Below are 11,408 nucleotides of genomic sequence, written 5' to 3' on the forward strand. Positions count from 1 at the left end.
CCGGTAAACCTACGGTACCGGAGGAGGGACGTTGGCCGTGTACCAGTCGCGGAGCGTCGCCAGCGACGGATGGGCCAACGACCTGTTGAGATAGGTCCAGATCCGCGGCTGATGCTTCAGGTACCATGGCTTGCCGTCGCGCCGGTTGAGCCGGGCGAAGGTGCCGAGCAGGCGCGTGTTGCGCTGCGCCGACATGATCGCGTAGTTCGCGGCGAAATCGGCCGGATCGAAGCTTTCGACGGTGGTGCGCCGCGCCTTGATGTAGCGGGTGAGGAGCGACAGTTCGAGCTGCTCGGGCACGTCGATCCGCGCATCCTGCAGCAGCGACACCACGTCGTAGGCCGCGGGGCCGAGCAGCGCGTCCTGGAAGTCGATGATGCCGATGCGCAGGATGCCGCTGCGTTCGGCGAGCCAGATGATGTTCGGCGAATGGAAATCCCTGATCGTCCAGGTCTGCGGTGCCGCGGCGGGCTTTTCCAGCAGCGTGCGCCACATCTCGATGAACTCGGCGCGGAGTTGTTCGCTCGGCTGGACGCCGCGGTCGGGCATGTACCATTCGAGCATCAGCCCGATCTCGATCAGCCAGGCGTCGACATCGAACACGGGCATGTCGTAGCTCGCGTCCGCCGTCAACGGCAGCGTCGCGGGCAGCACCTCGCGATGCAGCGCCGCCAGCATGTCGATCGCAGCCTCGTAGCGCTCGGTGATCGGCCGCGGCGGTTCGCCCTCAACGACGCCGGCATTGCCGAAATCCTCGGTAATCAGGAAGCCTGATTCGAGATCGGTGTGCCGGATCGCGGGCGCCGAAAAGCTGTGCTTGCGCAGGCCGTTTCCGATCGCGACGAACGGTCTCACGTCTTCGGCGAGATGCACCGCCGCGCTGTAGGATTTGCCGTTGTACATCGGCGGGCCGTCCGGGCGGCGCGGCGAGTTCATCAGGATGACGCTGCCGTCGCCGGTGCGTAGCCTTGCGTAGGAGCGCGTCGAGGCATCGCCGGGCATGCGCTCGCGCCTGCTGTTGAGATAGCCCGCATCGTCAAGGAACTGGCGCAGCAGCTTGAGCCGGGTGACCTTGGCCGCGCCCTTGCCGTGGCCGGTGATCTCGGCCGCGCGTGCGGTCGACCCCAGCGCGGGACGATGGCTGAACGCGATGTCGATGCGATCGTCTGGCAACGCATCGGGCGCGCGTTCCGGCCACTCGATCAGCGCAACGATGTCGTCGGGCAGCGGCGACAGGCCGATCTCCTCGAGCTCGCTCGGATCGTTGATGCGGTAGAGATCGGCATGGATCAGCGGATACGACGGCAGCTCGTAGCTTTGCGCCAGCGTAAAGGTCGGGCTCGGCACCTCCAGCGTCTCGTCATCAACGAGATAGCGGATCAGCGCGCGGGCGGCCGCGGTCTTGCCGGCGCCGAGGTCTCCCGACAGCGTGATCACGTCGCCGGCGCCGATCAGCAGCGCGAGGTCGGCCATCAGCTCCGCCGTCGCGGTTTCGTTCGCGAGCGCGACCGAGAATGTGGAGATCGCGATCATTCCGCGGCGTTGCGATGTGCGGTCTGGTCGACGGGGAAGTCGCAGGTCACGGTCGTGCCCTTGCCGACGGTGGAATCGACGCGCACCCGGCCGCCATGCAGCTCGACAAAGGAGCGTACCAACGACAGGCCGAGTCCCGCGCCGCGATGCCGCGAGCCATGGGAATGGCTCTCGAACCAGTTGAACACCTTGTCCTTCATTTCGGGTGGAATGCCGGGGCCGGAATCGGTCACCGCGAACACCACGCTGTGCTCGTTCCGGTGCGCGCTGATCGTGACGGTGGCGTCGTGCGGCGAGAAGCCGACGGCATTGGCGAGCAGGTTATACAGCACCTGCACCACGCGCCGCTCGTCGCCGATGAAGCCGCCGATATCAGGCTCGACATCGACCTTGAGCGCGATCCGATCGGTCGCGAGCCGGTCCTGGATGCCTTCGGCGGCGGCCTCGATCGTCTGGGCGATATTGACGGGGCCGAGCTCGAGCTTCATGGCGCCGGCGTCGATGGTGGCGAGATCGAGGATGTTGTTGGTCAACGCCAGCAGCGCGTTGGTCGATTTGGTGACGTAGTCGAGATATTCGGCCTGCTTCGGGGTCAGCGGCCCGGTCGATGGATCGCTCAAGAAATGCGCGAAGCCGATGATGGTGGTGAGGGGTGCGCGCAGCTCGTAGGAGACGTGGTGGACGAAATCCACCTTCATCTGGTCGGCGGTTTCCAGCGCCTCGTTGCGTTCGCGCAGCGCGCGCTCGACATTTTCGGTGTCGGTGATGTCCTGGAAGGTGAGCAGCGTGGCGCCGTCGGGCAGCGGGATCGTCATGCAATCCAGCACGCTGCCGTCCTTGCGCTCGAGCTTCAGCGCCACCTGCGCGCGGTTCTCGATTGAGGTGATCGATTCGCGGAGCGTCCGCCAGGTCCGCGGATCGTCGTAGAGCGGCTTGCAGAGCGCTTCCACCGCCTCGATATGCGGCTCGCCGTTGAGCGCGTCGGCCGACAGCTTCCACATCTTCGCGAAGGCCGGATTGAAGAGTTGCGCGCGGCCGTTGCTGCCGAACACCGCGACAGCTTCGGCCAGATTGTCGAGGGTTTCGCGCTGCACCCGCGTCAGGCCGTCGTAGCGGCGCGCGAGGTCGAGGCTTTCGGTGACGTTGTCGAACAGATAGGTGACGCCGCCCTCGAGGTTCGGCGTGGTGACCACGCTGACCGCGCGTCCGTCGGGCAGGAACCAGGTGTAGGTCCCGGATTCGACCGCGCGATAGGCCTCGTGCAGCTTGGCCTTCCAGGCGCGGAAGTCCGGCTGCTCCGGCAGCTTGCGGTTGGCACGCAGCCGGTCGAGGATGCTGGAATCGTCGGGGTTGCTGTCGAGGAAGGCCTGGTCGAGGCCCCACAGCCGCCGGTAGGATTCGTTGTAGAAGGTGAGCCGCCGGGTGGCGTCGAACACGGCCACACCTGAAGACAGTTGGTCGAGGGTTCGCCGGTGCGCCTCGACCATCCGCGTCAATGCCGCGCGCAAGGCCGCGGCCTCGCTGGCGTCGATCGCGATGCCGGCGCTGCCGCTGCCGAGCTTGAGCGCCTGCACGTCGTAGATCCGCCGCTCGCCGCTGACGACGATCGGCAGGCGCGCGGCATAGCTCGCATTGTCGTTCAGGGCCCGGGTCAGCTCGGAGCGCTGCTCGCTCTCCAGCAGTTCGAGATTGCGCTGGAGTGCATCGGCAACGCTCTTGCCCTCGGTGGCCCGGACATAGGCTGCGTTGGCGTAGCGCAGATTGCCCTCGATGCTTTTGGCCCAGATCGGCCACGGCGCGGCCGCGGCAAAGTCGCGCAGCAGCTCGGTCTCTTCCTGCAGCGCCTTGTAGCGCAGGTTCGATTCGGCGAGCTCGCGGCGCAGCCCGCCGAGTTCGCGGATCCGTACGATCGCCTGCCCCCCGATGGCGCGGCCCATCGCCTCGATGCCGCGGCCGGCCGATGTCGAGAGGTTGAGCAGGAACGCCTCGCCCTTCTCGCGCAGCGCGTCGACGGCGTGATCCATCCGCAGCGCCGGCTCGGGCGGCAGCCAGGTTCCGAAGGCGAGGATACGCTGCGGCGATCCCTCCTGCGACATCACCAGCGAGATATCGCCGCTGATCTGCGGCCGGTTGTCGCCTGCCGCCCAGGAGATCAGCACCTGCGGCTCGACGAACAGCAATGCGCGCAACCGGTCGGATTGCGATTGCAGGTCGGCAATCTCGGAGCGCAGCAGTTCCTCGTTCCGGGTCGCGCGCAACCTGGTGCGCATCAGCAGGATCGCGGCGACGACGGAAAAGCCGACCAGCGCAAATGACGTCGCGAGAACCGCGACCTCCTGGTGATTGAGGCCAAAATGATCGGACATCGCCTGGACCAGGTACGATTCGGCGGCGAAAGCCGAGCGGGCCGGCAGCAACGCCGTGGCGACGAGCCCAATCATGCCGTCGCGCGCCAGTGAGGTGCATGACAGCAGGGTTCGACGCATCGCCGCGACTACGCCCGACATATGTTGCCCCAGAACGCACAACTCCCAGGCATGATCCGGAAAAGTGGAGACCGGTGTTCCCTCGCGACAACGCGCAATGTGTACGCGGGGATCATGCCCAAGCAGGACCAGAAAGCTCGACGAAGACCCCCCGTCGTGCTCGAATCAAAGCAGAATAGTCCCAACGGGAGTCGGCGAGTAAGAGTCCAGACCGTGAACGCAAAATCCGCTGTGAAAAAATGGGCGCGATGGTGCGAATTTTACGCGAAGTGACTCGGTCTGCACGCTGGCGCTAGCGGCCGGTGGAGCCGAATCCACCGCCGCCGCGCTCGGTCGCCGACAGCACGTCGACCGGAACCAGCTCCGCCCGGGTGACGGGCGCGATCACCATCTGCGCGATGCGCTCGCCGCGCCGGATCGAAAACGCCTTCTCGCCGTGATTGATGAGGAGCACGTTGATCTCGCCGCGATAGTCGGCGTCGATCGTGCCGGGCGAGTTCAGCACGGTGATGCCGTATTTGGCGGCAAGGCCGGAGCGGGGCCGCACCTGCGCCTCGTAGCCCGGCGGCAGCGCAATCGTCAGCCCGGTCGGAACCATCTCATACCGTCCGGGCAGGAGGATCAGGGGCGCCGTGCGTGGTACCGCCGCCAAAAGGTCGAGCCCGGCCGCGTCGGCAGTCTGATAGATCGGCAACAGCAGATCTGCACCGTGCGGAAGCTGGTGGACCTCGACCTTGATCACGGCGCTCACGATGTTGCTCCTACGGTTCTTGCGATGCGCGACACCAGGGCCGCGGCAACCTCTTCCTTGGTCATGACAGGCCAGGAATCGACCGTCACCTCCTTGCCGTCGCGCGCCAGCAGATGAACGGTATTGCGGTCGCCGCCCATCACGCCGGTTGCGGGCGAGACGTCGTTGGCGACGATCCAGTCGCACCCCTTGCGCGCGAACTTCGCCTTGGCGTTCTCGATCAGATGCTCGGTCTCGGCCGCGAAGCCGATCACCAGCGGCGGCCGCTTGTCCTTCAGTTTCGAGATCGTCGCAAGGATGTCCGGGTTCTCGACGAGCTGCAGCGGCGGCATGCCGGCGGCGGTCTTCTTCAGCTTCTGCGTGCCTTCAGTGGCGACGCGCCAATCGGCGACCGCCGCGGCGAAGATCGCGACATCGGCCGGTAGCGCCGCCTCGACCCGGTGCAGCATGTCGCGCGCCGACTCCACGCGCATGACGGATACGCCTGGCGGATCGTGCAGTTCGACCGGACCCGTGACCAGCACGACGTCGGCGCCGGCGGCCCGCGCGGCGGCGGCGATGGCAAAGCCCTGTTTGCCGGAGGAGCGGTTGGCGATGTAGCGGACGGGATCGATCGCCTCATGGGTCGGGCCGGCCGTGATCAGCACGCGCTTGCCGGCGAGTGGGCGCGGCTGCGGCGGCCGCAGCATGTGGTCGGCGGCAGCGGCGATCTCGGTCGGCTCAGCCATCCGCCCGACGCCGGCTTCGCCGGCTTCCGCCATCTCGCCGGCATTGGGGCCGACGGTGTGGATGCCGTCGCGGCGGAGCTGCAGCACGTTGCGGCGGGTGGCCGGATTGTTCCACATCAGCGGGTTCATCGCCGGCGCGAGCAGGATCGGCCGGTTGGCCGCAAGCAGGATGGCGCTGGCGAGATCGTCGGCATGGCCCTGCGCCATCTTGGCCATCAGGTCCGCGGTCGCCGGCGCCACCACGATCAGATCGCATTCCCGCGCCAGCCGGATGTGGCCGGCGTCGAACTCGCTCTCGGCATCGAACAGGTCGCTGTAGACGCGCTCATGCGACAGCGCGCTGGCCGCGAGCGGAGTGACGAACTGCTGGGCCGCCTTGGTCAGCACGCACCGGACCTGGATGCGCCGCTCCTTGAGCCGTCGGATCAGGTCCAGCGCCTTGTAGGCCGCGATCCCGCCGCCGATGATCAGGGTGATACGGGGCTCGCCGGCCGCACCGGTGGCCCGCGGGGCAGGCGCGGGGGCTGCCGCAAGAGCCGGGACGGACGCTTCTACGGGCTCCGCACGGCCCTCCGAGAGCTCCCGCAGGATCACCCGGACCTCCTCCTCGACCGAACGCCCGTTCTTCGCGGAACGCAGCCGCAGATAGGCTTTGAGCGTGTCGTCGAGTTTGCGGATGGTCAGGCTGGCCATGGCATGCCCTCACAGCATGATCCTGGAAAGGTGCGAAGCGTTTTTCCCTCGCGGCAAGCGCGAAGCGTTTGCGCGGAGATCATGCTCAAACAAGGATGATAGCGATGCTATCATATGATGCATGCATTGCAATCATTGTCCTCGGATGGCGAAGAAGATTCCGATCAGGGCGACGGCAATGACCCAGAGGCCGACGGTTTGCAGCCGCGCCTTGCGGGCCTCAGCGCGGGCCATTTCGTCGATGGTGTCCGACGACAGCATGTGGCCTTCCCGGGTCATGGTCTCCAGCTGCTCGAGCACCGTCATGGCGCGGCTGGCGATTGACGGGAGGTTGGATATGACGCGGCCGAGCTCGCCGGCGCCCGACAGTGCGCTCTGGATACGGCCGGCCGGGCCGAGATTATGCGTGATCCATTCGCGCACCACGGGATCGGCGATCTTCCAGATGTCGAGCTTCGGGTCGAAGCCGCGCGCCACGCCCTCGACCACCACCATGGTCTTCTGCAGCAGGATCAGCTCGGGCCGCGTCTGCATGTCGAACAGGCCGGTCACCTCGAGCAGGAGCGTCAGCAGCTTCGCCATCGAGATTTCCTCGGCGGTCCGGTTGTGGATCGGTTCACCGATCGCGCGGATCGCCTGCGCGAAATTCTCCACCGAATGGTGCCCCGGTACGTAGCCGGCCTCGAAATGCACCTCCGCGACGCGGCGATAATCGCGGGTGATGAAGCCGAGCAGAATCTCGGCGAGGAAGCGTCGCTCCTTCAGCCCGAGCCGTCCCATGATGCCGAAATCCACCGCAACGAGGCGGCCGGACTCGTCGAGGAACAGATTGCCGGGGTGCATGTCGGCGTGGAAGAAGCCGTCGCGCAGCGCGTGGCGCAGGAAGCTCTGGATCACCTTGCGGCCAAGATCGGGCAGGTCGACCTTGGCCTGCTCGAGCCGCGCATGGTCGTTCAGCGCGATGCCGTCGATCCACTCCATCGTCAGGACATTGTGGGTGGTGCGGTCCCAGTCGACCGCCGGCACGCGGAAATCCGGATCGCCGGCGGTGTTCTCCGCCATCTCGGACAGCGCGGCCGCTTCCAGCCGCAGGTCCATCTCCATCGCGACCGAGCGCGACATCGTGTTGATGACCTCGATCAGCCGGAGCCGCCGCGCTTCGGCGGAATGCGCCTCGGCATTGCGCGCGACGAAGAAGAAATCGCTCAAGTCACGGTGGAAGCGTGCGGCGACGTTCGGCCGCAGCACCTTGACCGCGACCTGGCGCCGCATGCCGTCATGTTCGACCTCGCCGCGATGCACCTGCGCGATCGAGGCGGCGGCAACCGCCGGACCCAGCCTGGCAAACGCCTGCGACAGCGGCCGTTCCAGCGATTGCGTGATCACGGTTTCGGCCTCTTCCTGCGAGAACGGTGGCAGCCGGTCCTGCAGGCTTTCGAGATCGCGCGCCATCACGACGCCGACCACGTCGGGCCGGGTGGCCAGGAATTGTCCGAGCTTGAGATAGGCGGGGCCGAGCCGCGTCAGCGCGCGCGACAGCCGCGGGCCGGATTTGGCGCCGTGGCGTTCGACCAGGCGCGCCAGCTTCAGCGCGAGCTGTCCGGGCGGCGGCACCAGCGATGGATCGACGACGCCGAACACGCCTTCGCGCGCAAACACGAAACCGGCGCGGGCGAGGCGCGCGATGTGGGACAGTGCGGAGATCACAAACGCCAGCCCGTATGCAACGCCACGATGCCGCCGGAGAGGCTCTGCCACTTCACACGCGAAAAGCCCGCGGCGCCGATCATCTCGGCGAACGCGTTCGGGCGCGGGAATTTGCGGATCGACTCGACGAGATATTGATAGGACTCGGCGTCACCGGTGACGGCGCGGCCAAGCGGCGGGATCACCTTGAAGGAAAACAGATCGTAGATCCGGTCGAGACCGGGCACGTCGACAGTGGAGAATTCCAGGCACAGGAAGCGGCTGCCCGGCCGGAGCGCGCGATAGGCCTCGCGCAAAGCGAGGTCGATCCGCGGCACGTTGCGGATGCCGAAAGCGATCGTGTAGGCGTCGAACGAACGGTCGGCGAATGCCAGCGTTTCGGCATTGCCTTCGACGAACGACACGCGCTCGTCGAGATGCTGCTTGGCGGCGCGTTCGCGGCCGACGGCGAGCATGTCGCCGTTGATGTCGCAGACGGTCGCGTGGAAACCGGTGCCCGCCGCCTTGGCGGCACGGAATGCGATATCGCCGGTGCCGCCCGCGACGTCGAGCAGCGCGAACGGCCTGTCGCCCTTCGGCGGATCCAGCGTCGTGATCATGATGTCCTTCCAGACCCGGTGCAGGCCTGCCGACATCAGATCGTTCATCAAGTCATAGCGCTGCGCCACGCTGTGAAACACATCGTTCACCAGCGTCTGCTTGTCGCCCAGGGGCACGTCCCTGAAGCCGAAATGGGTAGTTTGACCCGGCCGATCCATTAATTCTAACTCCTGGCCGGACCATAGCGCGGCGGCCGCAATGGCGCTATCACGTCACTTCCAAAAGGTGAATGCCTGCCATGCCGGAATTACCCGAAGTCGAGACCGTCCGCCGCGGCCTGCAACCGGCGATGGAAGGCTCACAAATCGTCAGGGCGGAAGCCCGTCGAAAAGATCTGCGATTTCCGTTTCAAAAAGACTTTATCGCCCGGCTCGAGGGCCAGACCGTCACCGGGCTCGGCCGCCGCGCCAAATACCTCATGGCGGACCTGACCTCCGGCGACGTGCTGGTGATGCATCTGGGCATGTCGGGTTCGTTCCGCGTTCTGAAGGCGGATGACACCGCTGCCCCGGGGCAATTCCACCATCCGCGCAGCGAGGATCGCGCGCACGATCACGTCGTGTTCCACATGTCATCAGGCGCGGCTGTCGTGTTCAACGATCCGCGGCGCTTCGGCTACATGAAGATCGTCGCCCGCAACGCGATCGAGGACGAGCCGCTCCTGAAAGGACTGGGGCCCGAGCCGCTCGGCAACGAATTCGACGCCGCGATGCTGGCGCGCTCGTGCCATAACAAGAAGACCAGCCTGAAGGCCGCGCTGCTTGATCAGCGCGTGGTGGCGGGACTTGGCAACATCTATGTCTGCGAGGCCCTGTTTCGCTCGCACCTGTCGCCGCGGCGTCTGGCCGCAACGCTCGCAACCAAGAAGGCGGAGCCGACCGACCATGCCAAGCGTCTGGTCGGCGCGATCCACTCGGTGCTGAACCAGGCGATCAAGGCCGGCGGCTCCTCGATCAGCGACCATCGGCTGACCAATGGCGAGCTTGGCTACTTCCAGCATTCGTTCCAGGTCTACGATCGCGAAGGCGAGACGTGCCGGACCGCTGGCTGTGGCGGCATCGTGAAGCGCTTCACCCAGAACGGCCGTTCGACGTTCTGGTGCCTGAAGTGCCAGAAATAGGTTTGGGTTCGCGTTCATCATTCCGGGGCACACCGGAAGCGCAACAACAAGGGAGCAGGATCATGAGCGGCAATTGGCGGGATCGCGCGGCAACGAATTTCGAATGCCAGAAGCAGCCGTCGACCGGCAGCCGAGGCATGGTGGTGAGCAATCATCCGCTGGCTTCAGCCGCAGGCGCCGAGATGCTGGCTGCCGGCGGCAACGCCATCGATGCCGCGATCGCGACCCTGTTCACGCTGACCGTGGTCGAGCCGATGATGGTCGGCATCATCGGCGGCGGCATGGCGCATATTCGCCTCGCCGACGGCAGCCATCGTTTCATCGACGGGCAGAGCACGGTGCCGAAGGCGGTGCGGCCGGACACTTACACCTCCAAGCCCGGTTCGGCGCATGACGTGTTCGACACCGTCGGCAACGAGAACCTCAACGGGCCGAAAGCGGTGGCCGTGCCGGGTTCGCTGAAGGCCTGGTGTGAAACGCTGCGCCGCTTCGGCACCATGAGCCTCGCCGACGTGATGCAGCCCGCGATCAAGCATGCCGCGCGCGGCTATGCGGCGACGCCTTATCTGCACGAATGCATCACCGACGGCGCCGCGGAGATGCTGAAGGACAAGCCGATCTCGGCGATCTATTTGCCGAAAGGCGAGCCGCTGAAGCCCGGCGAGCGCGTGGTGCAGTCCGAATATGCCGAGACGCTGAAATACATCGCCGATCACGGCGACAACGCACTTTACGAGGGACCGCTGGGCGACATCCTCGTCGACTACATGAAAAAGAATGGCGGCTTCATCGCGCGCGAGGATCTTGCGACCTACAAGACCGTCGAGCGGCAGCCGATCCGCTGCGATTACCGTGGCTGGGAGATTCTGGGTCCGCCGCCGCCGGCCGCATCCGGCGTGCACATCACGCAGATGCTCAACATCCTCGAAGGCTATGACATCGCGCGCCTTGGCTTCGGCTCGGCGGAGACGATCCATTATCTCGCCGAAGTGCTGAAGATCGCCTTCGCCGATCGCGAGGCAGCAAGCGGCGATCCCGCCTACATCAACGTGCCGGTCGAGCGGCTAACCTCGAAGGCCTATGCCGAGGAACGTCGTCGCGCGATCGATCCCGGTCGCGCGCAGGCCTGGCGCGCCGGCGTCACGCAGCTCGAGAGCGCGCACACCACGCACATGACCGCAGCCGATGCGATGGGCAATGTGGTTGCGACCACGCAGACCATCAACAATCTGTTCGGCGCCAAGATCCTCATTCCGGGCCTGGGCACCGTTCCGAACAATTACATGAACCTGTTCGATCCGCGGCCGGGACATGCGCTGTCGCTCGCCGCAGGCAAGCGCGTCACCACCTCGATGTCACCGATGATGGCGCTGCGCGACGGCAAGCTCGCTTATGCGCTCGGCCTGCCCGGCGGAAAGCGCATCTTCCCGAGCGCGATGCAGGCACTGATCAACCTGATCGACCACGGCATGAGCCTGCAGGAGGCCGTCGAGGCGCCGCGGGTCTGGACCGAAGGCAACGCGCTGGAGGTCGAGCAGGCCGTGCCGGAGACGGTCCGTGCTGCGCTCGTCGCGAAAGGCCACAAGGTGCAGGTGGTGTCGACGGTCGCTGGCGGCATGAATGCGATCCAGTTTCACGGCAACGGCACGATGTCGGGTGCGGCGTGCTGGCGCGCCGACGGCACACCGATCGGCATTGCCGGCGGTCTCGCCCGCGTCGGCGTGCGGTTCGCTTTGCGGTGAGGGCGGGTACACTCACAAGTGAGATCGTCATGCCCGCGAAAGCGGGCA

Annotated in this window: 8 protein-coding genes; 2 read left to right on the top strand and 6 right to left on the bottom strand. The window is 66.1% G+C overall.

All coding sequences use genetic code 11. The annotated features are described in order from the left end of the window. Positions 1 to 9 precede the first annotated feature (9 nt). The 6 genes from tsaE to ubiE all read right to left on the bottom strand — a co-directional run bounded on the left by tsaE (position 10) and on the right by ubiE (position 8,656). Positions 10 to 1,533 carry a tRNA (adenosine(37)-N6)-threonylcarbamoyltransferase complex ATPase subunit type 1 TsaE gene (gene tsaE / locus AS156_RS14050; protein ID WP_066504881.1) on the bottom strand — a complete coding sequence of 508 codons (1,524 nt, stop codon included), beginning with the start codon at positions 1,531 to 1,533 and terminating at the stop codon, positions 10 to 12. Continuing rightward, positions 1,530 to 4,040 (bottom strand): PAS domain-containing sensor histidine kinase, encoded by a 2,511-nt coding sequence (locus AS156_RS14055; protein WP_066504884.1) that lies wholly within the window; start codon positions 4,038 to 4,040, stop codon positions 1,530 to 1,532. The genes tsaE and AS156_RS14055 overlap by 4 nt, the downstream gene beginning before the upstream one ends. Positions 4,041 to 4,311: 271 nt before the next feature. Next, on the bottom strand, positions 4,312 to 4,770 hold the full coding sequence (gene dut / locus AS156_RS14060; RefSeq protein WP_066504886.1) for a dUTP diphosphatase: 459 nt from the start codon (positions 4,768 to 4,770) through the stop codon (positions 4,312 to 4,314). Next, positions 4,767 to 6,191, bottom strand: coding sequence for a bifunctional phosphopantothenoylcysteine decarboxylase/phosphopantothenate--cysteine ligase CoaBC (coaBC, locus tag AS156_RS14065; RefSeq protein WP_066504887.1), 1,425 nt, complete (start codon positions 6,189 to 6,191; stop codon positions 4,767 to 4,769). Before coaBC ends, dut begins: the two co-directional genes overlap by 4 nt. Positions 6,192 to 6,323: 132 nt before the next feature. After that, entirely contained in the window at positions 6,324 to 7,898 is a 1,575-nt protein-coding gene (gene ubiB, locus AS156_RS14070) for a 2-polyprenylphenol 6-hydroxylase (RefSeq protein WP_066504892.1), read from the bottom strand. Then, complete coding sequence (gene ubiE / locus AS156_RS14075; protein WP_066504895.1) at positions 7,895 to 8,656, bottom strand: bifunctional demethylmenaquinone methyltransferase/2-methoxy-6-polyprenyl-1,4-benzoquinol methylase UbiE; 762 nt, start codon at positions 8,654 to 8,656, stop codon at positions 7,895 to 7,897. The genes ubiB and ubiE overlap by 4 nt, the downstream gene beginning before the upstream one ends. An 80-nt stretch (positions 8,657 to 8,736) precedes the next feature. On the opposite strand from ubiE, the gene mutM reads away from it, so the two are divergent. Beyond that, positions 8,737 to 9,618, top strand: coding sequence for a bifunctional DNA-formamidopyrimidine glycosylase/DNA-(apurinic or apyrimidinic site) lyase (mutM, locus tag AS156_RS14080; RefSeq protein WP_066504898.1), 882 nt, complete (start codon positions 8,737 to 8,739; stop codon positions 9,616 to 9,618). A 62-nt stretch (positions 9,619 to 9,680) separates the two neighbouring features. After that, entirely contained in the window at positions 9,681 to 11,360 is a 1,680-nt protein-coding gene (gene ggt / locus AS156_RS14085; RefSeq protein ID WP_066504900.1) for a gamma-glutamyltransferase, read from the top strand. The last annotated feature ends 48 nt before the right edge of the window (positions 11,361 to 11,408 follow it).

Origin of the sequence: Bradyrhizobium macuxiense (genome assembly GCF_001542415.1) — a bacterium.
Taxonomy (GTDB): Bacteria; Pseudomonadota; Alphaproteobacteria; order Rhizobiales; family Xanthobacteraceae; genus Bradyrhizobium; species Bradyrhizobium macuxiense.